The sequence below is a fragment of the Paenibacillus sp. GL_099_B genome, from assembly GCF_057835695.1.
In genome coordinates, this window is record NZ_CM174430.1 from 1,360,218 (window position 1) to 1,386,105 (window position 25,888).

General features: G+C 48.4%; 25 protein-coding genes. All 25 read left to right on the forward strand.

The features are described 5' to 3' along the window. Positions 1–8 precede the first annotated feature (8 nt). The 25 genes from AC3ITG_RS06135 (at position 9) to AC3ITG_RS06255 (ending at position 25,871) form a co-directional block, all read left to right on the forward strand. Positions 9–209 carry a YqzN/YkzM domain-containing protein gene (locus AC3ITG_RS06135; protein ID WP_489253154.1) on the forward strand — a complete coding sequence of 67 codons (201 nt, stop codon included), beginning with the start codon at positions 9–11 and terminating at the stop codon, positions 207–209. Further along, positions 209–1,672, forward strand: coding sequence for a phage tail sheath family protein (locus tag AC3ITG_RS06140; protein WP_489253155.1), 1,464 nt, complete (start codon positions 209–211; stop codon positions 1,670–1,672). Before AC3ITG_RS06135 ends, AC3ITG_RS06140 begins: the two co-directional genes overlap by 1 nt. A gap of 281 nt (positions 1,673–1,953) precedes the next feature. Further along, entirely contained in the window at positions 1,954–2,361 is a 408-nt protein-coding gene (locus tag AC3ITG_RS06145) for a phage tail tube protein (protein ID WP_064640174.1), read from the forward strand. Positions 2,362–2,544: 183 nt separating this feature from the next. Further along, complete coding sequence (locus AC3ITG_RS06150; protein ID WP_053783415.1) at positions 2,545–2,979, forward strand: phage tail assembly chaperone; 435 nt, start codon at positions 2,545–2,547, stop codon at positions 2,977–2,979. 183 nt (positions 2,980–3,162) lie between these two features. Next, complete coding sequence (locus tag AC3ITG_RS06155; protein WP_489253156.1) at positions 3,163–4,956, forward strand: hypothetical protein; 1,794 nt, start codon at positions 3,163–3,165, stop codon at positions 4,954–4,956. A 54-nt stretch (positions 4,957–5,010) separates the two neighbouring features. Next, the gene (locus tag AC3ITG_RS06160) at positions 5,011–5,640 is read left to right on the forward strand and encodes a LysM peptidoglycan-binding domain-containing protein (RefSeq protein WP_489254425.1); all 630 of its coding nucleotides are present in this window, start codon (positions 5,011–5,013) and stop codon (positions 5,638–5,640) included. Next, the gene (locus AC3ITG_RS06165; protein ID WP_489253157.1) at positions 5,637–6,623 is read left to right on the forward strand and encodes an XkdQ/YqbQ family protein; all 987 of its coding nucleotides are present in this window, start codon (positions 5,637–5,639) and stop codon (positions 6,621–6,623) included. Before AC3ITG_RS06160 ends, AC3ITG_RS06165 begins: the two co-directional genes overlap by 4 nt. Further along, the gene (locus tag AC3ITG_RS06170) at positions 6,616–7,026 is read left to right on the forward strand and encodes a hypothetical protein (RefSeq protein ID WP_489253158.1); all 411 of its coding nucleotides are present in this window, start codon (positions 6,616–6,618) and stop codon (positions 7,024–7,026) included. The genes AC3ITG_RS06165 and AC3ITG_RS06170 overlap by 8 nt, the downstream gene beginning before the upstream one ends. Continuing rightward, positions 7,019–7,474: a DUF2634 domain-containing protein gene (locus tag AC3ITG_RS06175; RefSeq protein ID WP_489253159.1), complete on the forward strand. Its 456-nt coding sequence runs from the start codon at positions 7,019–7,021 to the stop codon at positions 7,472–7,474. The genes AC3ITG_RS06170 and AC3ITG_RS06175 overlap by 8 nt, the downstream gene beginning before the upstream one ends. 4 nt (positions 7,475–7,478) lie before the next feature. Further along, positions 7,479–8,618, forward strand: coding sequence for a baseplate J/gp47 family protein (locus tag AC3ITG_RS06180; RefSeq protein ID WP_489253160.1), 1,140 nt, complete (start codon positions 7,479–7,481; stop codon positions 8,616–8,618). A 14-nt stretch (positions 8,619–8,632) separates the two neighbouring features. Then, entirely contained in the window at positions 8,633–8,782 is a 150-nt protein-coding gene (locus AC3ITG_RS06185) for a hypothetical protein (RefSeq protein WP_489253161.1), read from the forward strand. Between the two features lie 45 nt (positions 8,783–8,827). Next, positions 8,828–9,418, forward strand: a complete 591-nt coding sequence (locus tag AC3ITG_RS06190; RefSeq protein WP_489253162.1) for a YmfQ family protein — start codon at positions 8,828–8,830, stop codon at positions 9,416–9,418. After that, the gene (locus tag AC3ITG_RS06195) at positions 9,418–9,732 is read left to right on the forward strand and encodes a phage tail protein (protein WP_489253163.1); all 315 of its coding nucleotides are present in this window, start codon (positions 9,418–9,420) and stop codon (positions 9,730–9,732) included. The genes AC3ITG_RS06190 and AC3ITG_RS06195 overlap by 1 nt, the downstream gene beginning before the upstream one ends. Position 9,733: 1 nt before the next feature. Next, entirely contained in the window at positions 9,734–10,042 is a 309-nt protein-coding gene (locus AC3ITG_RS06200) for a hypothetical protein (RefSeq protein WP_489253164.1), read from the forward strand. Continuing rightward, complete coding sequence (locus AC3ITG_RS06205; protein ID WP_489253165.1) at positions 10,042–10,443, forward strand: hypothetical protein; 402 nt, start codon at positions 10,042–10,044, stop codon at positions 10,441–10,443. Before AC3ITG_RS06200 ends, AC3ITG_RS06205 begins: the two co-directional genes overlap by 1 nt. A gap of 97 nt (positions 10,444–10,540) precedes the next feature. Further along, positions 10,541–11,038: a phage holin family protein gene (locus AC3ITG_RS06210; RefSeq protein WP_489253166.1), complete on the forward strand. Its 498-nt coding sequence runs from the start codon at positions 10,541–10,543 to the stop codon at positions 11,036–11,038. 122 nt (positions 11,039–11,160) lie between these two features. Beyond that, positions 11,161–12,099 carry a glycoside hydrolase family 25 protein gene (locus tag AC3ITG_RS06215; RefSeq protein WP_489253167.1) on the forward strand — a complete coding sequence of 313 codons (939 nt, stop codon included), beginning with the start codon at positions 11,161–11,163 and terminating at the stop codon, positions 12,097–12,099. Between the two features lie 818 nt (positions 12,100–12,917). After that, on the forward strand, positions 12,918–14,570 hold the full coding sequence (locus AC3ITG_RS06220; protein ID WP_489254426.1) for an ABC transporter substrate-binding protein: 1,653 nt from the start codon (positions 12,918–12,920) through the stop codon (positions 14,568–14,570). Positions 14,571–14,725: 155 nt separating this feature from the next. Continuing rightward, positions 14,726–15,730 carry an ABC transporter permease gene (locus AC3ITG_RS06225; RefSeq protein WP_413376014.1) on the forward strand — a complete coding sequence of 335 codons (1,005 nt, stop codon included), beginning with the start codon at positions 14,726–14,728 and terminating at the stop codon, positions 15,728–15,730. A 253-nt stretch (positions 15,731–15,983) separates the two neighbouring features. Beyond that, positions 15,984–16,883 (forward strand): nickel transporter permease, encoded by a 900-nt coding sequence (nikC, locus tag AC3ITG_RS06230; protein ID WP_489253168.1) that lies wholly within the window; start codon positions 15,984–15,986, stop codon positions 16,881–16,883. Positions 16,884–17,878: 995 nt separating this feature from the next. Continuing rightward, positions 17,879–19,759, forward strand: coding sequence for a molecular chaperone HtpG (gene htpG / locus AC3ITG_RS06235; RefSeq protein WP_489253169.1), 1,881 nt, complete (start codon positions 17,879–17,881; stop codon positions 19,757–19,759). A gap of 587 nt (positions 19,760–20,346) precedes the next feature. Next, positions 20,347–21,762, forward strand: coding sequence for a deoxyguanosinetriphosphate triphosphohydrolase family protein (locus AC3ITG_RS06240; protein ID WP_489253170.1), 1,416 nt, complete (start codon positions 20,347–20,349; stop codon positions 21,760–21,762). A 21-nt stretch (positions 21,763–21,783) separates the two neighbouring features. Next, a complete protein-coding gene (locus tag AC3ITG_RS06245; protein WP_489253171.1) occupies positions 21,784–22,788 on the forward strand; it encodes an LLM class flavin-dependent oxidoreductase in 1,005 nt (334 codons plus the stop codon). Positions 22,789–23,140: 352 nt separating this feature from the next. Then, positions 23,141–24,853 carry a methyl-accepting chemotaxis protein gene (locus AC3ITG_RS06250; protein WP_489253172.1) on the forward strand — a complete coding sequence of 571 codons (1,713 nt, stop codon included), beginning with the start codon at positions 23,141–23,143 and terminating at the stop codon, positions 24,851–24,853. A gap of 40 nt (positions 24,854–24,893) precedes the next feature. After that, the gene (locus AC3ITG_RS06255) at positions 24,894–25,871 is read left to right on the forward strand and encodes a TRM11 family SAM-dependent methyltransferase (protein ID WP_489253173.1); all 978 of its coding nucleotides are present in this window, start codon (positions 24,894–24,896) and stop codon (positions 25,869–25,871) included. Positions 25,872–25,888 lie beyond the last annotated feature (17 nt).

Below are 25,888 nucleotides of genomic sequence, written 5' to 3' on the forward strand. Positions count from 1 at the left end.
AGATGGCCATGGCAAGCTCAGTGAAAAAAAATAAACAGGCTGCCCCGCAATACACGCGGGCCGAGCTGATGAATCATGCCGAAGCCCTCTTTGCCGTTAAGGCAGAGGTGTTGTATGGTGCGCTGTACGAAGCAGCGCAAGAGACGTTTTCCATTGAGGAAGCGAAGGAACGCATCAACCAATTTATGAAAGCGAAGGTGAAGGAATAATGGCAGGCGGAACTTGGGAGCAAACGAATCGTCCGGTACTTCCGGGCTTATATATGAATTTTCAGGCGGCAGCGTCTTCGGCCATTCAGGCTGGTAATCGCGGAACGGTTGTTGTGCCAATCAAGGCCAACTGGGGTCCGGTGGGCACTTTTGTAGAAGTCGGCAGTGAAGCTGCAATTGAGCGTATTTTCTCGGCGCATGCCCTGGATAACGGGACGGCCTATACATCCTTGAAGCTCGCTCTGCTAGGAGGACCGAAAAAGCTGCTCGCTTATCGGGTAGCCGGAGAATCGGCGAAAGCAGCGACTCTTACGCTGAAAGACAGCAGTGATGCAGCCGTTCTGCAACTGGACGCCAAGTATCCGGGTGACCGAGGTAACGGGTTCTATGTCACCATTCAACCGGGTGTAATTGATAATACGAAGCATGAAGTGCGCTTGTTTGAAGGCAACCGGATGCTGTATGCACTGCTGACTGCGGATATTTCGGCAGCGTCGCTGGCGAAAGAGATCAACGCGGATGAAAGCAACATTTGGATTAACGCGCAGGCGATTGGCGATGGTACAGGTGTCGTTGCAACCGTTGCGGGAGCGGCGTTCAAAGGTGGTGCAAGTGGCAACGATGGACTGACCAATGCGGAGTATATCGCCGTGCAGGGCGCGCTGGAAGGTGAGCAATTTGACGTTTTGGCACTGGATCATGCGGCGGATGCACCTTTGCTGGCGAGCTTTGCAGCTTGGGTGAAACGTGTGCGCAATGAGGGTAAACCCGTGATGGCTGTATTCGGTGGTACTACGGCAGACGATACCTCTGCGACTGCAGCACAGAAGGCGGCGGCACGTTCACTCACATTGAATCATGAGGGTGTAATCAATGTTGGTACGGGTGTGCGCTTGGGAGATGCATTCTACAGCTCGGCGGAAACGTCTGCTTATGTCGCGGGTCTGATTGCTGGACAACGTCTGAATGAATCCACCACATACGCACCTTCTCCGTTCGATGACGTGACGCGTCGCTGGACTCGTGCAGAACAGGAGCAGGCGGTACAGAATGGCGTATTTATTTTCTTCCATGATGGACGTCAGGTGAAGGCGCTTCGCGGAGTAAATACACTCGTGACCCCTGCTGCAGGACAGAAAAATGCCTGGAAAAAAATCCGTTCCATTCGTGTGATGGATGCAATTAATACGGATTTGCAGCGCTCTGCTGAAGATACGTATATCGGCAAAGTGAACAATACGGAAGAGGGCCGTCAGGCGCTAATCGGTGCGATGAAAGCCTATTTGGCGCTGCTCGCACAGAGCAATGTCATTGAAGCTGAGGGATATGATGTCGTTCTCGACCCGGCTTATTATGGTGCTGCACCAATTCTCAAGCCAGAAGCGGACCAGGTATTCCTGCAATGGAATGTGAAGCTGACGGATGTCATGGAGCAGTTGTTTGGAACGTTTTACGTGCAATAAGGTTTGTGTAGAAGAGAAGATCGGTTATTAGATTGACTAAAATTATTTGAGCTGATGTTTTACACGATAACGGAGAGGGCAGAGAAAATCTGGAGAAACAAAGTGCTCGCTTAAAGCTTTCTACAGGAAAGCTGCATCGGAAGCATATGCTTATCACCGGATTTTCCCTTTTGAAAAGAGGATCAATAAAATCTGGGGATAACAGCGATCGGAAGATTGTTCTGCCCGCGGAGTTATACCGTGTAACAATGATCAGCCAACCATTCCAAGGAGGAATTGTCATGTTGGATGCGTCAAGAGTAATTCTCGGTACCCATGGTCAGCTGCATATCGATGGTGTGTGGCAGACGAATATTAATAAGCTGGAGGCCAGCGTAGAAATCGAGAAGCGTGAGCTGAATCTGGTCGGTAACGATTGGAAAGTACACAAGAATGGTGCGAAAAAAGGAACAGGTACCATGACAGGTTACAAAGTAACTTCGGATATGATCCAGCGGGGCTTCACCAAGTTCCAAATTATCTCGAAGGTGGACGATCCTGAATCCTATGGACATGAGAGTGTCCTGCTAAAAGGTTGCATGGTGGACAAAATCCAACTTGCTAACTGGACAGCGGGTGAGGAAGTTCCAGAGGAAACGAGTTTTACATTTGAAGGATTTGAATTGTTGAATCCAATTGTAGCGAACTAAGGATGGGAATGACTTCGAACTTCGGAAAGACCTCGTAACGAAGCTTGTCAAGTAAGGCGTACAGGCAACGAGACTTAACAAGAAAGGGACAAACATGCAGGCTGGGAGAAACTCGTCTATTTGTTGTCCCTTTTTGTTGAGATATATTAACCCAATTGTGAAATGAGAAGGAGATCGCACCCCATGAGTATGAACGAGAATATGTCTGAAGAACAAATTTTGGATCAGTTGTTTGAAGCAGCAGAACGTTTGCCGGAAGAGAATGTACGCATTCAACGTTTGGATCTGTTGTTAACCTTGCGTGGATTGACATCCTCCAAAGTGGATCAGATCCGCGAACGCTGTACCATTCGCAAAACGGTCAAAGGACGCACCGAGGAAAAGGTGGATACAGAAACGTTTAACGCGCTGCTGATCTCTGAAGCAACGGTGAAAATGAATGTGCGCGGACTCGAACTGTCCGGCTGGGGAGACAACCGTATTACTGGACGCATGAAGCTGTCCGGTGGGGAACAAGCGGTTCGCCGCATGCTGCTCGCGGGTGAGCTTGATGCCGTTGGCGACAAGGTACTTGAGCTGTCCGGTTTCGGTGTGGAGATTGAAGACCTAAAAAACTGATTCACTCCGGCGGGATGACTACGTTCTTATATCACATGTGGGTCCGTCATCATCTACGGCCCGGAGAATTTTGGTCTTTGCCGCGCGGTGAACGCTCGCTGTTGATTGCTTTTTCAGAAGAGGAAATGGCGGCGATCACCTCGCAAATGAATCGATAACTAGATCGGACAGGGGGTGAAAGAAATGGCAGAAATGATTGTGGGTTTGTCCAAATCTAATGCGGAAATGCGAACGACCATCCGATATCTGGATCAGATACAGCGTTCTACGGAACGACTGGGCAGAGTTCGCTATCAGAGTCTGATTAAAGTGAACAATGAGCTTAGAACGACCGGGCGTAGGCTGGAAAGTATATATAGTACGGCTGTTCGCTTGAGCAGGTTGCGGATCACGCCCAAGATTGGATTGGATGATCGGTTAAGCCCAGCTTTGGATCGCGCTTTGGCAAAACTGAACAGTTTCCGAAATCAGATGGTAAAGGCATCAGGAACGGTATCAGTTGAGGTGAAGCAAAAGGTTGAAGTGGCAATGGGGAAGATGAGTCCGGCGAGCGGGTCTTCGCTGTCACTTAACATTGGGAGCAACAATAATACGGTAAAGAATGTGGCGAAGGAAGAAGATGCTAAGGGATTCTGGGGGAAAATGCAAGAAGTAGTACAGAACGTAAATGATTATCTAGATGCAGCAAATAATGCAACTGATTTGATTGGAAAGCTTAAAAATAAGTTCGGAGGATCCAAGGGAGATAAGGGCTCTGCCTCCCAATGTTGCTACTGCTCCGGCGGAAGTTTGGTAGGAAGGCTTTCAAAAGGCGGAGCTAAAGGTGGTAAAACCAAAAGTGCAGGTGGCAGTGCTAAAACTGTAGCCACAACAGAGGGAGGAAAAAAAGGTCCTTACAAGAGTGGTTCTAAGTCCTACCAAGAACGTGCGACTGCAACTGTGAAAACGCCTGCTTCCGATCCTACGAAAAAAATCATAACCAACATCTCTGATGCTGAACAGAAGAAGCTGAAAGTGGACTTTGATCAAAAACTAAATTCTAATCGATTCGGCTTCAGCGCAAATGCGCCCTCAGGGTCGCCGATGTCCAATATGTCTTCGGGTAATGGTTTGTTCAGCAAACTGAGCGGGGGACTCGCGAAGGGAGCGGGTAAACTGCTTGGACCGATTAGTATGCTCGCTGATGTAGCGAATGTTGCCACTGCTCCTCCCGAGCAGCGTGGGAGAGCTGTTGGATCCATGATCGGTGGGACTGCTGGTACCGCGATTGGTAGTGCCATTGGCAGTTTTATTTTACCTGGAATCGGCACGTATATTGGTGGAGCTTTAGGTGGATGGGCTGGCAGTTCGGCGGGAGGCTGGATTGGGGACAAAGCGAAAGATATTGGAAACTTCATGTCCAATGCCACGGAAGGTGCAGGCAAAGCGTTGTCGACTGCAGCCGACTTTGTTTCTGAAAAAACGAAGAACATTGCAAGTGGCATATCCAATTTCTTCGGCTTTGGTTCCAAAAAAGAAGAAAAAACCGTCTCGGCAACAACGGCGGTTGCTAATCCAACACCAGTACCCACTGGTCCGTCAATGCCACCTGCCTATATTCCATCTGTGCTCACAACAACTGGGCCTATGGCTTATGCGAACAGCAATGGTGGTCAATCTACGACAGCCGCTCTCCTGGGAACAAGCGTGATGCAGTCCCAAGCGATGGCGCTCGGTAACGGTGCACAGACAAATGGGAAATCATCTACGATGACCGTACAAATATCCGAAGACCAGATGAGCAGTCTGTCTGGTTACCTGAAGGATTTTAAAACAGAGACGACCAATCAGATCTCTGTAAACGTACCACAAGGAGCTGTGCAGGTGACTGTCCGGGAGAACGCCATCGACTACGATGCCATCTCACATCAGGTTGGAATGAGATTTGCAGGCGAAGTGCGCCGTGCGATGGAGAATCGCAAAACCATTATGGCCTAAGTAGAAAGGAGGCCTGTCATGACTGTATTTGAAGATAACGTGGAAGGTATCAAAATGGAATTTACCCTGATCGATGGGAAAACGAAGTTTCAATTTCCGGTGAAACCGGAAGAACTGACGATCTCCCGATCCAAGGGATACGAAACGATTAATATGCTGGAGTATGGTGAGTTTGATTTTGCGCAGGGGGAGAAGGTGAAGGAGATCACCTTCTCTTCTTTTTTTCCAAAAGAATATGATGCGTCCTATTGCATGTACGAGCCTTTGCCTGATCCGCGTGTAGCGATGAATATGCTGAATACGTTTCTGGTCTCAAAAAAGCCGCTGCGCTTCATCATTACCAACACGGGGGTGAACGTGCCCGTGTATCTGATCTCCCACAATACGACCTTTCGAGGCGGTGAGAGCGGGGATATTTACTTTGACATTACGCTGCGAACGTGGCGGGATTCCAAAGTGGAGAAGGTTGGCGGCGCAACATCTGCGAGCAAGTCGGGTTCCCGTACGGATCTGAAAACGAGCAGCAAGACCTACACCGTCAAATCTGGCGATTCCCTGTCCAAAATAGCAAAGCTTGAGCTGAGCAGCAGTTCCAAATGGAACGAGATTTACAAGCTCAATGTGAAGACCATCGGCAGTGATCCGAACCGGATCAAGCCCGGACAAAAGCTGGTGATGCCATGACCTACAAGGTCATTGTCGACGACAAATATGACATCACCAAACTGGTGGAGACGATTACGCTGAAGGATTCGCTGGACCAGATTGCCTATCAGGCGAACATCCGGCTGGCGGTGTCTGCGTCTTCAGGTCTGCCTGCGATATCACCGGGTATGGCGGTGCGGATCAGTGGGATTCCTTTTGGCGAAAAATCAATGGTTCACTTGCTGCACCCTGCGGTCATCTGGGAAGTGGAAAGCTCCAACAGCGGTACCAAGCGACTGTCCCTGACCATCTACGACCGGATGATTTATCTGGAAAAATCGGAGGATGAGTTCCTGCTGCCGAAAGACCAGACTGCCACACAACGTCTCAAAACATACGCCAAGGAATGGAAAATCCCATACGCCGCGCTACCGGATACCAAAACGAAGCTGAGCAAAGCGGTGTATCGGTCGCAGACGATTTTTTCGATGATGTTTGCCGATCTGAAGGAAACGGTGAAGTCCGGCGGGGATATGTATCATCCGCGGATGACGCCGGGTGGGTTACAGCTGTTCAAGGTGGGCAGCAATGCTAAGGTGTACGAGCTGGATCGGCTGATCGATCTGACCCAGATGCGTACGCTCGAAGGTGCGGTCACGAAAGTTAAAGTGATGGCGGCCTCGGAGTCCAGCAGTGGCAAAGAGGTTCCTTCCAAAGTGCTCGCAATTGAGCAGGATGGTGTAGCAGAACTGGGCACGCTGCAAAAGCTGATCGAGGACGATCAGGTCAAAACAGCGACTGCGGCCAAGAAGTTGGCGAAAAGCCGTCTGACGGGTATTCAGGAGACATTTACCGTAACCGCACCGGATGTGAATACGATTCGTGCCGGAGACGCGGTGCTGCTCAAAGGGCTGAAACTGATCGTCATGTCGGTTAGCCGTGATCTGTCCACTGGACCTGGAACGATGACGTTGGAACTGGGCACGGTCGAGATGGTGAAAAGGAGGGTTTACCTTGAATAAAGAAGATCCGTACGGGCATTTTGCCGAGGTCATGCGCGGTGCGATGAGTACTCATTCCCGTCAGGCCGTGAGTGGCATGGGCGCTGTGCTGGGGACGATGACTTCATCCGGCGTGAAGCTGGATGATTTCAAGCACGAAGTGCAGGGTTATCTCGTGGCCGAGCTGCCGGGCACGCTTGGACTGCCGGAGCGCGAGGCTGCTGGCGCGATTTCCGGTATACCTGACGTGGCAAACGGCGGAACGACGGGCACGGGACGGTTTCTTTTACAAAAAGGGGAAGTGGAAGAAGCGGTGTGGTCTCTTGGTAAAGGGCTGAAAGCGGGAGATCGGGTACTGGCGATGCGGGTGAATGGCGGTAACGATATTGTAGTGCTGTGTAAGGTGGTGAGTGCGCATGCCTAGTTTGTTCCCGGAAACGGGTGTGGTATGGGGAGATGAAGAAGATCTGTCGGGGGCGGCTTCGGAAGAGGTACGATTTGGACGGAGCTGGCGATTCGATTACGATGCGGGGGATTTTGTGCTGACTCCAAGTGGCAAAGTCGCTGCGGCAGGTGCGCATGAAGCCTGGGTGCAGTGGTGTAGCAAGGCGGTGAAGACACCGCGGTACAGACATGTGATTTACTCCCGAAACTATGGCTCGGAGCTGGAAGATCTGTTGGGTCAGGGTGACAGCCGGGGTGTGATGGAAAGTGAGATTACCCGGATGGTGACGGAGACGTTGCTGGCCGATCCTCGCACGGATTCGGTAGACCAGTTTACGTTTGATTGGAATCGGGAGCAGTGTATGTTCTCGTGCCGGGTGGCGAGTGTGCAGGAAGAGATGTTTATTCTGGAAAGTGAGGTGATCTGACGGGATGGCTGAGATTCCGCGTTATTTGGAGGACCAGACGGAGGAACAGATTATGCAGCGTATGCTGGATCGTCTGCCCGCGGATCTGGATAAGTCGGAGGGATCGTTTCTGTGGGATGCGGAGGCTCCGGTAGCGTTTATGCTGTCTGAGGCGGCTTTGTGGGCGCAGGAACTGCTTCGTCGGGGGTTTGCGAGTACTGCGGCGAGCAGTGATCCGAATTTTCGTTCGGAAGAGCTGGATCTGCGGGCGGGAGAGCATGGCCTTACGCGGCGGGCTGCGGTGGCGGCACAAGGTACGGTTAGATTCGTGGGTGCGCCGGGCAAGGTGATTCCTGTGGGGACGGTTGTGGCTACTTTGGCAGATGAAATCTCCGGTGAGGCTTCGCTCGAATATGAAATTGTTGGTCGTGTGGAAGTGGGGGAAGATGGTCTGGGTAGTGTTGGCGTGCGGGCGCTCGTTGCCGGAAAAGAGAGCAATGTGCCTGCTGGCACCGTGACCGTGCTGTCCACACCAGTGAGTGGAGTTACCTCTGTAACTAATGTTGAGGTGATTAAAGGCGGTGCGGATATTGAGGCAGATACGGCGCTGTTGGAACGCTTTTATGCTAAAGTCCGTAATCAGGGGACAAGCGGCAACAAATCGCAATATGTGCAGTGGGCCAGTGAAGTGCCAGGTGTTGGTGCAACGCGGGTTATTCCGTTATGGCAAGGGCCGGGCACGGTGGGGTTGTATTTGCTGGATACGGACAAGCGTGCAGCGGGTAGCGATCTGGTGGCGGCTGTGCAGAAGTACGTAGACCCAACGCAGGATGGACAGGGTGAAGGTGTTGCACCTGCTGGCCCGGTGGTGACCGTGATGCCAGCAGAGGAAGTACCGATGAACATTCAGGTGAAGCTGACGCTGGCAAGTGATGCGACGTTGGCAGATGTACGGGCGTTGATCGAACGCGGGGTGACTGCGTATCTGAAGCAGCTTGCTTTTGCCGATCCGCTTGTACGCTACACCCGGATTGCCGCGATCCTGCTGGACATTCCGCCGATTATCGACTATTCGGAGCTGACCCTGAACGGTGTAAGCGACCAGAATATTGAGATGAAAGCGAGTCAGGTGGCCGTACTGGGGGCGGTGGATGTGCATGAGTAGAGGTGTAGTGGAGGATGCAAAGCGCAGTTGTAGCGGCATCGGTAGTATGGGGCATGGGGAATGTTCTGACCATGCTGCATCCGGTTCAACTGGAAGAGAAAAAAGCGGTGGACAAGAAGAGTACTTGGGTCGTGCGGTACGCTGCTTGGGAACGCAGCATTTGAGCGAAGATGTTTACGTTGATGTGAGAGGAAGGGAGGGGACAGGGCATGAGTGCTCCTTCTGCTGTACCTGTTGGATTGATGAGTGAGAAAGGGCGGGAACTGTTCTCGTATTTGCCGAGCTATTATGAGACTTCCCGCGTGATGCAGGCTGATATGCAATCCAAAGGAACCGAGATGGATCTGCTGTATCAGGCGTTGGATGAGACGTTGAATCAGTTCTTTGTCCGCACAGCGACGTGGGGCCTGGATTTCTGGGAGCAGGAGCTTGGCATTGAGACGGATCGTCTCAAACCTGTTGAACAGCGGCGTGCCGTGGTGGAGTCCAAGCTGCGGGGTGCCGGGAAATTTTCGGGCAGACTGGTTGCGAATGTAGCTGAGGCGTATGCCGGGGGCAAGGTAGACGTAACGTTTCAGCCGGAAGCGTGGAGTTTTACGGTGAGCTTTGTGGACACGATGGGCATTCCGCCCAATATTGACGATCTCAAACGCGCAATTGACGAATTGAAACCGGCCCACATGGCCGTGGAATATGAGTATCGCTATCTGATCTGGGACGATCTGGACAACAAACAGATGACCTGGGATGAACTGGACGCCGCGTCCCTGACGTGGAATGAATTGGAGGTGTGGGCATAATGCCAAAGGAAACAGATCGACTGAAATTGCCGCTCCCCTTGGGGAACGAGAATGTGACCCGGGAGAGTATTAATGGGATTTTTGAAAAGATTGATGCTGGTGTTGCGACAAAGGCGGATTTGGATGCGCTTCGTGAAGCGGTGAGTAAGATGGATATTCCAGATGCGTCTTTGACGCAAAAAGGGAAGGTCCAGCTGTCCAATAAGACGGATGGCTCGTCTGAGACGGTGGCGGCGACGGAGAAGGCTGTAAAACAAGTGTATGATTATATGAAAATTTATGTCGAGCAAAATAACAGGTGGGGGAATTTGTAAAATGGGTGATATATCTAAAAGATTAGGTAAAGGTTCTTTGACAACAGCGGCTATGACATTATATACAGCACCATCTAATAAAAAAGTGTTTATAAAAGCTCTATCTTTATGTAACACATCAACTTCTGAGACTACGGTTACCCTGTATCTGGCCGGAACATTATTTATGTTTCAGCATGTTATAAAAGGTAGAGATACTCTAACGATTCCCTTTATAGACCATATTATTGAATCTGGTGAAACAATATCAGCTTTAAGTTCTGCACAAAATATAACTTATTATATCAGTGGACGGGAGGTAGAAGTATAATGCCTACATTAGATAGCTACTTACTGGATAACTATGTACTCGATGGCACAGGTGATTATGATCATACTAAATTAAAAATTCATAGAACAAGTGTTAGTCCAAATGGTGGTGTTATCAGTAAATTACCTTTCAAACCTATAGCAATTATAGCTGAATTATACGGTGTAATTAATAATTATATAGATACTAGAGATAAACTTTCTTTATACTGCGCGCTTGTTTCCTACCTAACCAATACCGGAGAGGTAAGTAGCTTTATGTCCTCTTCTGCAAGTGGTCCGAATTCATCTGTTCAAGCATTCAGTAATGTAAGTTTTGGGAATGATTCAGTTTCTATTTCATTAAGCTATTATAACGGTAGCTACAATAATAATGTATCTTGCACAATTTTGGGATTTTAGGAGAAAGTGATTGTTAGTATATTCATATTTTCAAAAAAATTATAAACTGGACTTCATAAATTTTAGAGGTCATTGTGAGTCAAAGGAAGGTGAAACCATGGAACGATTGGACACCCTAGGGAAATGGATCCTCGCTCTAATAACCAGTTCAGCAACCTACTTCTTCGGTGGCTGGTCAGGCGTACTGGGCGTACTACTCGTATTCGTCATCCTCGACTATCTAACCGGCATCGCGGCGGCAGGAATGAGTGGCAAGCTCGAAAGTAATATCGGGATGTTCGGCATCGCCCGAAAGGTATTTATATTTGCAATGGTATCGGTGGCTCATCTGGTGGACGGTGTTCTGGGAGACGGACATTTGTTCAGGGATGCGGTCGCCTTTTTTTATATCGCGAATGAGTTGTTGTCTATAATTGAAAATGGGGGCAAGCTGGGCGCACCGATCCCGCCTGCGATTCGTCAGGCTATTGAAGTGCTCAAGGGAAAGGGAGGAACCGGGGAACTGCCCGGTAACTTCTCCTCGAGTACCAAAGACTCTTTTTCACAGGCAGATCCAGATGATACAGATTCACAAACAAGAGATGGCACGAAGTAGCTACACCCTAGCCATCCAAACTTACCTTTACCTACAATCAGGACACGCACACAAGCAACCCCTGATCCCCAAGCATTAACTATATACAAACGGCAATTTACCGCATAAAGGGTGTGAGAAACATGCAAACGAGAAGCTCGGGCAACACGCAGGGTATTGACGTCTCCCGTTATCAGGGCACGATCGATTGGGCCAAAGTGAAGGCAAGTGGTATGACATTTGTGTTCATCAAGGCTACCGAAGGGCAGACGTATACGGATCCGAATTTCCAAACTAATGTAAACGGCGCATTGGCGGCGGGCATGCTGGTAGGGACGTACCATTTTTTCCGCGCAACGACTACCGACGGTGCCAGGGCTGAAGCTGCGCAATATGCCACGACACTGCAAAAAGTAGGAGGCGCCAAGGCGCTGCAATTACCTCCTGTTATGGACTACGAGAATAATCCGGGTAACCTGAGCAAAGCTCAGATCAACACGGTAGCTAAGGCTTTTTTAACAGAATTGCAACGTCTCACGGGTGTAAAACCGATCATATACACGGGCAATTCATTTGCCGGGAATTTTGATACATCACTCAGCTCATACGATCTATGGATTGCGCGTTACAGCAACACACGTGTACCAGATGACCAGCCGGCCTGGAAACGTTGGGCGTTCTGGCAGTATACGGACTCGGGCAAGGTGAACGGGATCAGCGGCAACGTGGATATGAACGAGTTCCAAGGATCGGCAGCGGAATTGAAAGCAAGATATGCAATAGTAACACCAAAGCCGCCAGAGCCATCTGAACCAACCAATCCTACGAATCCAACCGAACCACCGAAAGGGGGCGAACCGATGACAGCAGAAGAGAAAGCAGCGTTTGATGCGCTCAAATCCCAGGTCGATAAACTGCAGGCGCGTCAGCAGATGGAAGTTCCAGTCTGGGCAAAAGCTGCCGTGGACGCAGCACTGGCATATGACACCAAAAATCCATTGTTCAGCATCGATAGCGGGGCGAGTTATGATTTTTACCGTTTTATCACGGTCATGTACCGCAGAGGTTTATTCAAAAAATAAGCTGACCTAACTTGAAATATACGATGGACCCGGTTTTAAAAGAGGGAACACAACAAGGGACACACGACGCATTTTGTCGAACGGTGTTCCTTTTTTGTGTTTTATGTAAATGATATTGACATATATAATAAAGTTGAAGACTTATGTCCGTAAATCTCTTGTCTAATTGATGAATGTGATGTAAAGTAAGTTACACGAAATCGTTTTTCACCACTGTTTATTTACACAATCCTCCTCATCATGACAAGACTTTAACATCAAAAGTTATTGTAATGTCTCCCTGTTGTAAAATCCAACATCTGTAGATCAATCTCACAACGTTTGAAACAATCCAATCCAACCTGTTTGAGAAACCACTAAAATGTTCTGTTTACCAACTTTCTGTTCAAGCTAATCTCCATCATTAGACTTTGCCAATTACACTTTAGCCATGACGTTTAACTCCAAGTCAAATCTTAAGCCAAACTCCACACCAGACAAAACTATCGTACTCTCAAAATCAGCCTTGTCGGCCGCCACCAAGTCGGTACCTATTCTACTGTTGCTTATTGACCTAAGTTCAATTATTACGCAACAACCACAGGTTTTTATAACTCGTCACATCATCCGAAAAAACTAACAAAATGTGTGCGGTTACATCCCGTTTTACATTTCATATATACGCTTTAACTTATCCAGATTTACATCACAGGTATCAAAGGCTTCTAAAGCTTTTTATATGATACAAAGCACCAAACCGATCGATTGTAATCATTGGAGTTTTTTCACGCCAGTATCACACACATTATGAGGCAGGGAAGGGTGTTGTACGTATGCGAATGAAAAAAAAGTGGTTATCCGGGGTCATGGTAATGGCGATGAGCACAGTGTTGATTCTATCGGGCTGCTCTAGCGCGAGTAACGAGGGTACGGGCAATTCCCCCGCTCCGGCGGAAGGTAGCGATCCTCCGGCAGAAGTGGCAGCACAGGATACGATGATTATGGGACGCGGTGGAGATTCCGTGGCACTGGACCCGGCAATCGTTACAGATGGGGAGTCGCTGAAGATTGGACATCAGGTATTCGACTCATTACTGGACTACAAAGAAGGTGGAACCGAGGTTGTTCCTGGACTAGCTGACAGCTGGGAGATTTCGGCGGATGGACTCAAGTATGACTTCAAGCTGAAGTCCGGCGTGAAATTCCACGATGGTACTGACTTCAACGCAGAGGCTGTGGTGTTCAACTTCAACCGATGGAGTGATCCGGCCAGTGAATATAAATTCGAGGGAGATTCCTTCGACTATTATGACTCCATGTTTGGTCCGGAAGACGGACGCGTGATTAAGGAAGTGAAGGCGATTGACGAGACAACGGTCGAGTTCACCCTGAACCAGCCACAAGCGCCTTTCCTACAAAACATTGCGATGACGCCATTTGGCATTGCAAGTCCAACTGCGATTCAGGAGAAAAAAGAAAATTTCAAGAGCGAGCCAGTAGGCACAGGCCCGTTTGTGTTCAAAGAGTGGAAGCGGAACGACTCCATCACCTTGGAGAAGAATCCGAATTATTGGAAAGAGGGACTGCCGAAGCTGAACAAAGTGATTGTGCGCTCCATTCCGGATAACACGGCTCGCTTCAATGCGCTGCAAAACGGCGAGATTGATATCATGGAGGATCTGAACCCGGATGATCTGTCCATTCTTGAGGGAAATAGCGAACTGCAAAAAATCGAGCGTCCACCATTTAACGTGTCATACATTGGTTTTAACTTTAAGAAAAAACCGTTTGATAACGTGAAAGTAAGACAAGCGCTCAATCACGCGGTAAACAAACAGGGCATTATTGATGCTTTCTTTGCGGGACAAGCGCAGCCAGCGGTAAACCCGATGCCGCCAACGCTGTGGGGGTATAACGACAGTATTGAGGACTATGCTTACGATCTGGAAAAAGCAAAAGCGCTGCTTGCTGAAGCCGGCTACCCTGACGGATTGCCTGACCCGGTAACGTTCTATGCCATGCCAGTATCCCGGCCGTATATGCCTGATGGCAAGAAAGTTGCCGAAGCGATCCAGGCCGATTTCGAGAAAATCGGAGTGACCGTCAACATTGAATCACCAGAGTGGGCAACGTATCTGGATGATGCCAAAGCCGGGGAGAAAGACGACATTTACATGCTCGGCTGGACTGGTGATAACGGTGACCCGGATAACTTCCTGTACACGCTGCTCGATAAGGATGCAATCCCGGGCAACAACCGCAGCTTCTACGTAAACGAAGAATTGCATACGTTGCTGACGAGTGCGCAGAAAGAAACGGATCAGGACAAACGTGCGGAACTGTACAAGCAAGCGCAGGTGATTATTAAGGAAGATGCTCCATGGATTCCACTTGTGCACACCACTCCCATCTTGGCAGGTAAAGCGAACCTGAAAAATTTCGTACCGTCCCCATTGGGCACGGAATCCTATGCCAATGCCTACTTTGAATAACTTATATATGAGCTGAATTTAGTACTAAATAGGATCCATTAGTTCAAAGCGCTGGCGTACACGCAATGCTTGGCAGAACCCACATCTGGACGTAACTATCTAAAGCATGCATGTCTGCCAGCGCTTTTTATACGTTAAAGGCAGGTGAATGAGGAGTGAACAGTTACATCGTCAAACGTGTACTCGTGTTACTGCCCGTGCTGCTGGGCATGACCCTGATCGTCTTTTCCATTATCCACGCTATTCCGGGTGATCCGGCCGAGACCATACTCGGGCAAAAGGCAACCGAACAATCCAAGCAAGCTCTGCGGGACCAGCTCGGACTGGACAAACCATGGACTCAACAATATTTCGCCTATTTGGGCGATCTGTTCAAGGGAGATCTGGGCACATCCATTCGTACCAAGGTTCCCATTGCCCAGGAAATTGTGCCCTATCTGACGGCGACCCTCGAATTAACGATGGCGAGTATGCTGTTTGCGATCATTGTTGGAGTGAATGCTGGGATCGTCAGTGCCTGGAAGCATAACTCGTGGTTTGATTACTGCTGCATGGTCATTGCATTGGTGGGTGTATCGATGCCGATCTTCTGGCTTGGGTTGATGGAACAATGGCTGTTTGCGAACAAACTGCACTGGCTGCCATCCATCGGCAGAATGAATGCACGTGATCCGATTGAAGCCATTACGGGCTTGTATGTGCTGGATACGATGATTGCCGGACGTTGGGACCAGCTGTGGACGGTAACGAAACATTTGCTGCTGCCAAGTATCGCGCTTGGGACAATTCCGATGGCCGTTATTGCCCGGATGACACGTTCCAGCATGCTCGAAGTAATGAGTTCGGATTATATCCGAACCGCGAAGGCGAAGGGATTGGGCCCGTTTTTCGTCGTATATGGACATGCGTTGAAAAATGCGTTTATTCCCGTGCTCACCGTCATCGGCATACAGACTGGATCTTTGCTAGGTGGAGCCGTGCTGACCGAAACGATCTTTGCCTGGCCTGGCGTTGGTCGCTATATATATGAAGCAATTAGTTCGCGGGACTATCCGGTGATCCAGAGCGGCATTCTGATCGTGGCATTCTTTTTCGTAGTGATCAACCTGATTGTGGACTTGCTGTACGCCGTATTTGATCCGCGTATTAGTTATAAATAGGAAATTCATCATTTGGGTTGATGAATGGAACTTAATATAAGATCTTTAAAAAATTACACGACACGAAGAGTGCAGAACCAATCTGTAGAAGCGAAGCGTTCGCATTTATCACCGGATTTTCACCTTTAAATAGGTGGATCAATAAAATCTGGGGATAACAGCGATCGGAAGATGGTACTGCAATCGTAGTGCTTGAGTGTAATAGAACTCGTTGATCTTGTATTTCATTCATATCCAAGAAGGGAGACGCCGCATGGCCAAATTATCGACCAATACCGGAGCATCCATTGACGCCGCATCGGCACCTGCATCAGGTCCATGGCGGGAAGCCTGGAGAACGTTTCGGAAAAATCGGCTTGCGCTGGCAGGCTTGATCATTATCGTTTTTTTCATCTTGATGGCCTTTGCTGCCCCGTATATTGCCCCGTATGATTACAAAGAGCAGGTGCTCACAGATCGTCTGCAAGCCCCTTCGGCAGAGCATTGGTTTGGTACCGATGATCTGGGGCGTGACGTATTTTCCAGAGTGCTGTACGGAGCACGCATTTCATTGTGGGTTGGTTTCTTTTCTGTTATTGGCTCTATTATTGCGGGCACATTGCTCGGCCTGATTGCTGGATATTATGGAAAATGGGCTGACATGCTCATCTCGCGTTTGTTCGATATCTTGCTCGCTTTTCCCGCCATCCTGCTGGCAATCGCCATTGTGGCGATTCTCGGCCCGTCCTTGCAAAATGCACTGCTCGCGATAGCGATCGTGAACATCCCGACCTACGGACGACTGGTGCGTTCAAGGGTACTTAGCTTGAGACAGGAGGAATTCATTACGTCAGCGCGTACGCTGGGGGCTAGCAATATGCGAATTCTGTTCCGGCACATCTTGCCCAATAGCGTCACCCCGCTCATCGTACAAGGCACACTGGGGATTGGAACAGCAATTATTGAAGCGGCTGCGCTTGGGTTCCTCGGCATGGGGGCGCAACCACCAGACCCGGAATGGGGCAAAATGCTGTCGGATTCCCGCCAGTTTCTGCAAAAAGCGCCGTGGACGCTTATTTTCCCTGGACTTTCCATCATGTTTACCGTGCTCGGTTTCAACTTGCTGGGGGATGGTCTGCGCGATACCCTTGATCCAAAGATGGCCAAAAAGTAGAGATTTGCATCTCTATTATTATCGCTAACCTAAATCTCCGACTCTGTTCAAAACTAACGAACCTAGGATGCCTTATTCTGCGATTTACTGCCCATTTGCCAGTCTAACGAATTTCACACACGCTTTTTTGCGAAAAACCTACGGAAAGTCTCGAAAGGTCGGCTAAAGGTGAGGAATAGCGTGTCTCCGATTCGTTAGGTTACGAAATCATCCTAAAAAGGCCAATTAACGTCGGTAAGGTTTGTTAGCGTGTGGCTTGCCAATGATTCCATACTCATTACAATCTGACACCAGGCCGGTTCGAACTTTTGTTCGAGGCGGCTTTTGTGTTGCATGATGTATTGAGCTAAAATGGTTAGAGATGTGCAAAACTTGAAGTGTTATTCGATCATTTTGTTAAAATAACCGCCTTCGTATTGACACCCAATTTTCCCATATGTTATATAAAAGGAAAGGGTTTAGCACTCCGATCATCAGAGTGCTAACAAATGAATTTACATTAAACGACTACATATGGAATGATTGTGATTTTGAATATGGATAAAGTTAAACTTGAATAGTACATGAGAGTGAAGAGGCTAGAAAAGATTTTGGGAATCGTAGTTTGTCTCACCGGATTTTTCCGCTTTAAAGATGTCTTAGCATTATCAAGTATTTGGCGAAACAGCTTCAGTAGTGAAGGGGACGGAATCGATTCTGTAGAAGCGGTAGCGTTCGCCTTTGTCTCCGAATTTCTAACCATTTCAGAATAGTTCAAGAAAATTTGGAGACAACAGCGATCGAAAGAACGATCCGTAACCGGAACGGTCACCAGAAGAACATCAATTACTTGTATTAGTGTTGAGCCCTGAATATGAAATCAGAAAAATCTGGGGTTAAAAGCGATTGAAGGCTTTTCTAGCATTGCTACGTTATGTATGTACAATTCAAAGGTTTACTTTCTATATTCAATCTAATCATCATTCTATATCCAATTTGAAAGGAGACACCCATTCATGGCTAAAAAAGAATTCCAGGCTGAATCCAAACGCTTGCTGGATATGATGATCAACTCCATTTACACCCAAAGAGAAATCTTTTTGAGAGAACTGATCTCCAACTCCAGTGACGCCATTGACAAAATATATTACAAAGCACTGACTGACGACACGCTCGTCTTCAACAAAGAGGACTACTACATCAAGCTCACCATCGACAAAGAGAACCGTACGCTTACGCTCACTGATACAGGAATCGGGATGACCCAAGAAGAGCTGGAGAACAATCTGGGGGTTATCGCGAAGAGCGGCTCACTGGCGTTCAAGAAAGAGAATGAAGCTAAAGACGGCCACAACATCATCGGACAATTCGGGGTTGGTTTCTACTCTGCGTTCATGGTGGCGGACAAGCTGACTGTAACGAGTAAAACGCTGGGCAGCGACGAAGTATGGAAATGGGAATCCGAAGGCGCAGACGGGTACACGATCTCTCCAGCCGAGAAAGACTCCGTGGGTACGGAAATCGTCCTGACCATTAAGCAAAATACCGAAGAAGATTCGTATGACGAATTCTTGGAAGAGTACCGCCTGAGATCCATCGTCAAGAAATACTCCGACTTCATTCGCTACCCGATCAAGATGGATGTGACAGGTCAGCGTCCGAAAGAGGGTACGGAGAACGAATTCGAAGAATACAAAGAAGAGCAAACCGTGAACAGCATGGTGCCGATCTGGCGCAAAAATAAAAGCGAATTGACCGAAGAAGACTATACTAACTTCTATATGGAAAAACGCTACGGTTTTGACAAACCGCTCAAACATCTGCACATCAGCGCGGATGGCGCAGTGGTATATAATGCGATCCTGTTTATCCCGGAGAACACACCGTTTGATTATTATACAAAAGAGTATGAAAAAGGGCTTGAACTGTACTCTAACGGTGTATTGATCATGGACAAATGCGGTGATTTGCTGCCAGATTACTTTGGATTTGTCAAAGGTATGGTGGATTCGGAAGATCTGTCCCTGAACATCTCCCGTGAAATGCTGCAACACGATCGTCAGCTCAGCCTGATCGCGAAGAACATCAAGAACAAGATCAAGAGCCAGCTGCAAAGCCTGCTCAAGGACGAGCGTGAGAACTACGAGAAGTTCTACCAAGCGTTTGGTCGTCAGCTGAAGTATGGCGTATACAGCGACTATGGCGTGAACAAGGACACCCTACAGGATCTGCTCTTGTTCTCTTCTTCCAAAGAGAAGAAACTGGTTAGCTTGGACGAGTATGTTTCCAGAATGCCTGAAGATCAGAAGTACATCTACTACGCATCTGGTGAATCCATTGAACGGATTGAGAAGCTACCACAGATCGAGGGTGTACTCGACAAAGGTTATGAAGTCTTGTACTTCACCGACGACATCGATGAGTTTGCAATTAAGATGATCACGAATTATAAAGAGAAAGAATTCAAATCCATCTCCAGCGGTGACCTGGGCATCGAGGACAGTGCAGACAAAGAAGAAACAGACGCACAGGACAACGACAACAAAGAGTTGTTCGAAGCGATGCAAGCGCAGCTCGGCGGCAAAGTAAAAGCTGTTAAAGCTTCCAAACGCCTGAGAAGCCACCCGGTATGTTTGTCCACTGAAGGTGAGCTGACGATTGAGATGGAGAAAATCCTGAAAGCTATGCCGAACAGCGAAAATGTACAGGCCGATAAAGTGCTGGAGATCAACGTAAATCACGATGTCTTCAAATCCCTGAAAGACGCATTCGCTCAGGATAAAGAAAAGCTGAGCCTTTACACAAGCCTGCTGTACCATCAAGCATTGCTGATCGAAGGACTGCCAATTCAAGACCCGGTAGAGTTCACCAACGATATCTGCAAAGTTATGGTGTAACCCATAATCTCCACCCCGACAGGACATTTCCGTCCTGTCGGTTTTTTTTATTTTCACCTCCTTACCCATACAGGGAGGGGATGAGGAAGACAGACTATCATATCATCAAATTTCATATGATATTTTTATAATTTGAACTTGATCTTCACTATTTTTTTGCGAGAAAATGGTGAATACCATTATTGTATTTATGGGCAGCGAAAGTAGTGGAGGGGACGGAATCGATTCTGAAGAAGCGCAGCGGTCGCCTTTGTCACCGGGTTTTCCCCTTTGAAAAGGGAATTCAGAAAACCTGGAGACAACAGCGATCGAAAGAACGATCCGTAACCGGAACGGCCACTTTGCACAGCGAGTACTTATTTGGTTTCTGTCTGCGGAGTGATGTAATGTAAATTGTGATTTCATTTTATATCATTATCATTTAGGTGCACGAATGATAGTCTGGCGGGGTATAATAAAAGAAGACGACTGTGCATCACAAGTTGATGTGAGAAGAGATGACAATCGCAGACAGGTTTTGCTTTTCGAAACTGCAGAATATGTGTATAATCACTCAAAATAGAGACAGTCGGCTAGGAGTGATCAACATGCAATGGAACGATCTGAGAGAACATAGACAATACCCTGAACTAACAAAACTGGATGGGGCTCGTGCAGCCTATGAGCGCGACTATTCCAGACTGATACATTCACCGACCTTTCGTCGGTTGCAAGGCAAATCGCAGGTGTTTGGTGCAGGAACGGGCGATTATTATCGCACACGATTGACCCACTCCCTGGAGGTAGCGCAGATTGCACGGGAAGCGGCACGGAGCCTGCTTCGTCGGTTTCCGGAGGTAGACTGGAGTCAAGCGGACAACCCTGGATTGATTATTGATTCGGAAGTGGTGGAGTGTGCCGCGATTGCGCATGACTTCGGTCACCCTCCCTTTGGACATAAAGGTGAAGAAGTGCTGGATGGCATCCTCGATGATCTCATCAACACAGAGGTCAAGAAAATCATGAAGAAGAGCCGCGGGGCCAAATCACCGCAACCGGAACCGGAGATTCGTGCAGAGCTGAAGCGGAGATATGAGCATTTTGAAGGCAACGCGCATAACTTCCGTCTCATTATGTTTCTGGAAAAACGGGAGGATATCGATGGGCTGAACCTGTCCGATGCGGTGCTGCTCGGCATCAACAAGTACCCGTATCCTGGCACGGAGAGCAAGAAAGGCATGTATCATCATGAATGGCAGTATATCCACGAAATTCGCAATCGTTGGAACATTCCAGCTGGCAAAAAGACGCTTGAAGCACAATTGATGGACCTCTGCGACGATATCGCATACTCTGCGCATGATCTGGAAGATGGCATCAAGGCAGGCAAAATCGAAGTACACGAGCATTTCCTGCAAGATCCGTATATCAATCGACTGATTGTGGATAAGATCACCACACTGGAGGATCTGTTCTGGAACGGATGGACAAGAGAAGCGATTGGCAAAAAAGTCGAAGAAGTCCTCGCTTCGTTCCTGCGCATCTGGAATGAAAAAATGCCGTTCTGCGAGCATGATTACTCACGTACCCGCCGTGAGGTCAAGGCTTACTGGGTCAGCCTTTTTGTTGCTAGCCTGGGGGTTATTGATAACGGAGACTGGAAAAAGGTGACGTTTGTCCGTGAAGGCGCGGAGGACCTCGATATGCTGCGTACAGTAAGTGTGCTTAAGAGCTTTGCCTGGGTGACCATGATTCGTGACCTGCGTGTGCAGAGGTTGCAAAAGCGCAGTGAATGGATGATTAAGCGTCTGTGGGATGCGTTCCTTGATCCGGAAACGTCCAAATCCATTATTCCGTCCGATTGGCTGCAACGCTATGAGAAGGATCAGGCGAAGGCGAATCCGATCTGGACTTGGGAGCATATGGTGATCGATTATATTGCCGGGATGACGGATGCTTTTGCCGAGAAAATCTACAATGAACTTTACGGTCTTAAGGTCGGTTCCATCTACGATCTGGACTAGAGATAAGCGAGACGAAGGGAGATGAGACGCTTGGGTGTGAACATCAGCGAAAAATACAATCTGGGCGTACTTGACCTTGTTCCAAGGTTGAACGGCGCTACAGCAGAACAGGCGCTTCAACAATCCGTTACACTTGCGCAGCATGCTGAAGATTGGGGCTATTCAAGGTACTGGACGTCTGAGCACCATGACATGGACGAACTTGCATCAGCATCACCGGAAGTGTTGCTTGCCCATATTGGCGCGCGAACGAATACGATCCGGCTTGGATCCGGTGCCGTACTGTTACCTCACTATAGCCCGCTTAAGGTAGCGGAGTCGTTTCGACTATTGGCGGCGCTCTACCCGGGGCGCATTGAGTTAGGCTTGGGTCGTGCTCCTGGGGGCGGCCCACATGCAACGATGGCCTTGAGTGGCAATTACTTGCAACATGTGTCCAAGTTGCCTGAGTCGCTCGCGGCACTGACCGAACTACTGGAAGATCGTTATACCTATGAAGAACATCCGGTGACGGCCCGCCCGATTCCGGAGCTTCCATTATCCATATGGATGCTGGGTACCAACGTGAAGAGTGCTGAGTTTGCCGCCCGTTTCGGTATGGGGTATGTATTCGGACAATTCATGAGTGATGCGGATGGTACGGAGGCTGTGCGGCGTTATCGGGAGGGCTTTATCCCCAGCGCCAATAGGAAAGAGCCGGAGGTTATGGTTGCTGTCAGTGTGCTGTGTGCGGAGACAAAGGAAGAGGCGTTGTCTTGGAGCCACGAAATGGCGGAAAGACGCAGAGCCAGTAAGAAAGAGATTTCAACGCAGTCTGACAATATCAGCACAAGTACCAGCGCCAACAACGGTACAGATGCAAATGAGAATGAAGTACAACGGCATTATGCCGGTACACCTGCACAGGTCTGGAATCAGTTGCAGCAGGTGTGCCAAAGGCTGGATACGGATCGGCTGCTTGTGGTGACAACTGGGCCGGATTACGAGCGAAGGTTGGCCTCTTACAAGCTACTGTCGAACGCATAAGGGGCGGCTGTTAGATACAAAGAATGGCTGGTTCCATACCCGCCATCTGCATGGAGTCGAATCAAAAGAGCTGCAGATCGGATATCCGCCGTATGCTGCAGCTCTTTTTTGCTTCATTTTAGTCTGAATTTTACATCATTCGATTCCGTTCAACAGGTGATGTGAAATAATCACAAGATTTTACAAAATAAAGCATGACTAAAACAAAAGAATGTTATAATACTTTACGTCTCTTTTGCTATAGATATAATATAGAAAAGAGTATTTTGCAAGATGCCAAAAGAAGGGTAAAACAACGACAAAAGCACCTAAATACGGAAGTGGCCGAAGATGGGCACAAGGGGGAAATCATATGTTCAGCAGATTCAAGATCAAGAGTATCGGTCTGCGTATCAGCATCGCGTTCTATCTATTAATCCTCTGTTTAATTCTTCTTAGTGTCACGATTGTTACACGAATGAACTCGATGGAAAGAAACACGAATGAGATCACTAATAACTGGATGCCCTCACTCCAACAGATTAACCGTTTGAACTATACGACAGAACATATTTTGTCATTGAGTTATCGCCATTATAATGCACAGGCTGGGGACAAAGCGAGCCTCGCTGAAGAACGTACCAAGTATATTCGTGAAACGGCCCAGGCAATTAAAATATACGATCAACAGGAAAAGACAACGGAAGAAAAGGAACATTGGGATGCATTCAAAACGAAGTGGGCAGCGTACCTCAAGATAAACACACAATCCATTAAGCTGAGTGATGAAGGCCAGGAACAATTGGCCAAGGAAGTGTCCGAAAAAGGGGCCGATTCCTTCGATGCCATGCAAGTCGATCTGGATTATCTGGTGGAATACAATCAGGAACAGTCCAGCATCTCTGCTGCGCAGACGATTCGATCCGTACAGGATGGCCGAATGATTATTGTTGTTGGTGTACTGGTGATGATTATCATTACAGCAATTGCGATTCCAATCATCCGTTCACAAGTTGTTAAACCGCTGCTTCGGGTGATTAGTGCCGTGAAACTGATTGCGGAAGGTCAATTAAATGTCCAGGACATACATACCAAACATGAAGACGAAGTTGGTGTTCTTGCCAAAGCCGTGAATGACATGAAAGGTAATCTGACCTCCATGGTACTGAATGTCAGACGAATCGCTGAAGCCGTCAACCGCCAAAGCAGCGAATTGGCCATTTCCTCTGAAGAGGTTAAGATCGGCAGTCGCCAAATTGCTATAACGATGGAAGAGTCGGCAAAAGCGGCAGAGAGTCAGGCGGAAACGGCTGTTGAATCCGCCCGTACCGTCGAGGGGTTGAACGCAAATATTCAGCAACATTCGGAGCAGGGGAATCAGCTTCGGCTGATGTCAGACCTCATTCTGAAACAAGGACGGACCGGTCGCGAGTCCATGGAGCAATCCGTGAATCAGATGCAGCAGATTGCTGGAGCAGTTTCGTCTTCCATGAACAAGATGGAACAGCTGGACCGCAAAAACGAAGACATATCGCAGTTGGTTCAAGTCATTCATGACATTGCGCGCCAGACCAACCTGCTCGCATTGAATGCTTCCATCGAAGCTGCTCGTGCAGGAGAGAGTGGACGCGGATTTGCAGTCGTTGCAGCAGAAGTGCGGAAATTGTCTGAAGCTGTTCGGACTTCTGTGGAAGAGATTACCGTCATCACGGGGGATATTCAGAAGGATTCCCAGGGGGTTGTTGAGGAATTACGAACAGGTGTACTGGAGACAGAGCGCGGGCAGCAGCAAGTACGTAATTCCGGCAATCTGTTCCGTACCATTAGTGAGTCGGTAGAGGGTATGGTCCAGGTCATTGGCACAATGACGGATGGTCTGGAAGGTATGCAGGAAGCGAGCGGGCGCATGCATAATTTCAGTCAACAAATTTCGGCAGTATCAGAGGAATCCGCGGCCAGTGTAGAGGAAGTGTCAGCGTCGGCCGAAGAACAGGTGAGTTCAATGGAAACGATTAGCGGCAATATTCAAACCTTGAAAGACCTGTCCGAAGATCTGCTTGCTTCCATTGAAAAATTAAAAATATAAACCTCTTCTTATAATAGAAGAAACATGAAGGACGGCTACCATGTTGAGCTCTACAAACAGCAAAGATTCAGTTGTCGGAAGTTACGTATATACCTTCGCTTGCCATGAGAATGAACGTGCCCTATGTGAAATGGAATTGGGAACCATGCTTGTTCCTGGCACAGATATTGGTTCAGGAGATCACGCCTATGTTCGCTCCAATATATGCATTCCACCGGGTAGAAGTCCGTTTGTCCGGGGCAGACTGGATGTAATGACCCAAGCGGATACAGTGGCTGGTCTGAAACCTACCGCTTCACAAATCGATCTGTCATCTGGTGAAACGTTCAAGGTTGTCTGCTTGAAAGAGGGCGATGACATGCCGGATTATGCGCATTCCCGTCTGCTGGAAAAAGAGCTGGGCATGTGCATTCAAGGCAAAGCTATGATGAAACAGCCTGACGTGACTTTTGGACTAATGCATGTGAATGGAAAATGGCTCTTCGGTCAATGGACAGAAGCCGATCGCTCGTGGCAAACCCATCATCAGAAGCCGCAAAATTACTCCACAGGCCTTGGTGTTACGTTAGCCAGAGCGTTAGTCAATATTGCTATTCCGCAAGTGGAGGGGCATCAGTTGCTCGATCCATGCTGCGGAATGGGAACCGTTGTAATTGAGGCATTGTCGATGGGAATTGAGGTCAAAGGAAATGATTTGAACCCTTTGGCAGTACAGGGTGCGCGTATTAATCTTCCTCATTATGGGTATGATCCAGCCAGAATTACCCTCGGGGATATGAATGATCTGGAAGGTTTCTACGATGCAGCCATTCTGGACATGCCATATAATCTCTGTTCTATTCTTCCGGATGTGGAACAACTTGCTATGTTGACCAGTTTGAAGAGAATTGCAGGACGGGCAGTTATCGTTTCCACCGAATGGGTGGAGGGGCACATTCTGGATGCCGGATGGAACATCGATCAGTATCGAACGGTGAGCAAAGGCACGTTTATACGTCACATTTGGCTATGCACTTAAAACGACTGCGCTGAAAA

Excerpts from the sequence above, each read along its gene's own strand:
- AC3ITG_RS06135 (WP_489253154.1), top strand. The coding sequence starts at position 9 with ATGGCAAGCTCAGTGAAAAAAAATAAACAGGCTGCCCCGCAATACACG.
- AC3ITG_RS06140 (WP_489253155.1), top strand. The coding sequence starts at position 209 with ATGGCAGGCGGAACTTGGGAGCAAACGAATCGTCCGGTACTTCCGGGC.
- AC3ITG_RS06145 (WP_064640174.1), top strand. The coding sequence starts at position 1,954 with ATGTTGGATGCGTCAAGAGTAATTCTCGGTACCCATGGTCAGCTGCAT.
- AC3ITG_RS06150 (WP_053783415.1), top strand. The coding sequence starts at position 2,545 with ATGAGTATGAACGAGAATATGTCTGAAGAACAAATTTTGGATCAGTTG.
- AC3ITG_RS06155 (WP_489253156.1), top strand. The coding sequence starts at position 3,163 with ATGGCAGAAATGATTGTGGGTTTGTCCAAATCTAATGCGGAAATGCGA.
- AC3ITG_RS06160 (WP_489254425.1), top strand. The coding sequence starts at position 5,011 with ATGGAATTTACCCTGATCGATGGGAAAACGAAGTTTCAATTTCCGGTG.
- AC3ITG_RS06165 (WP_489253157.1), top strand. The coding sequence starts at position 5,637 with ATGACCTACAAGGTCATTGTCGACGACAAATATGACATCACCAAACTG.
- AC3ITG_RS06175 (WP_489253159.1), top strand. The coding sequence starts at position 7,019 with ATGCCTAGTTTGTTCCCGGAAACGGGTGTGGTATGGGGAGATGAAGAA.
- AC3ITG_RS06180 (WP_489253160.1), top strand. The coding sequence starts at position 7,479 with ATGGCTGAGATTCCGCGTTATTTGGAGGACCAGACGGAGGAACAGATT.
- AC3ITG_RS06185 (WP_489253161.1), top strand. The coding sequence starts at position 8,633 with ATGCAAAGCGCAGTTGTAGCGGCATCGGTAGTATGGGGCATGGGGAAT.
- AC3ITG_RS06190 (WP_489253162.1), top strand. The coding sequence starts at position 8,828 with ATGAGTGCTCCTTCTGCTGTACCTGTTGGATTGATGAGTGAGAAAGGG.
- AC3ITG_RS06195 (WP_489253163.1), top strand. The coding sequence starts at position 9,418 with ATGCCAAAGGAAACAGATCGACTGAAATTGCCGCTCCCCTTGGGGAAC.
- AC3ITG_RS06200 (WP_489253164.1), top strand. The coding sequence starts at position 9,734 with ATGGGTGATATATCTAAAAGATTAGGTAAAGGTTCTTTGACAACAGCG.
- AC3ITG_RS06205 (WP_489253165.1), top strand. The coding sequence starts at position 10,042 with ATGCCTACATTAGATAGCTACTTACTGGATAACTATGTACTCGATGGC.
- AC3ITG_RS06210 (WP_489253166.1), top strand. The coding sequence starts at position 10,541 with ATGGAACGATTGGACACCCTAGGGAAATGGATCCTCGCTCTAATAACC.
- AC3ITG_RS06215 (WP_489253167.1), top strand. The coding sequence starts at position 11,161 with ATGCAAACGAGAAGCTCGGGCAACACGCAGGGTATTGACGTCTCCCGT.
- AC3ITG_RS06220 (WP_489254426.1), top strand. The coding sequence starts at position 12,918 with ATGAAAAAAAAGTGGTTATCCGGGGTCATGGTAATGGCGATGAGCACA.
- nikC (WP_489253168.1), top strand. The coding sequence starts at position 15,984 with ATGGCCAAATTATCGACCAATACCGGAGCATCCATTGACGCCGCATCG.
- htpG (WP_489253169.1), top strand. The coding sequence starts at position 17,879 with ATGGCTAAAAAAGAATTCCAGGCTGAATCCAAACGCTTGCTGGATATG.
- AC3ITG_RS06240 (WP_489253170.1), top strand. The coding sequence starts at position 20,347 with ATGCAATGGAACGATCTGAGAGAACATAGACAATACCCTGAACTAACA.
- AC3ITG_RS06245 (WP_489253171.1), top strand. The coding sequence starts at position 21,784 with ATGAGACGCTTGGGTGTGAACATCAGCGAAAAATACAATCTGGGCGTA.
- AC3ITG_RS06250 (WP_489253172.1), top strand. The coding sequence starts at position 23,141 with ATGTTCAGCAGATTCAAGATCAAGAGTATCGGTCTGCGTATCAGCATC.
- AC3ITG_RS06255 (WP_489253173.1), top strand. The coding sequence starts at position 24,894 with ATGTTGAGCTCTACAAACAGCAAAGATTCAGTTGTCGGAAGTTACGTA.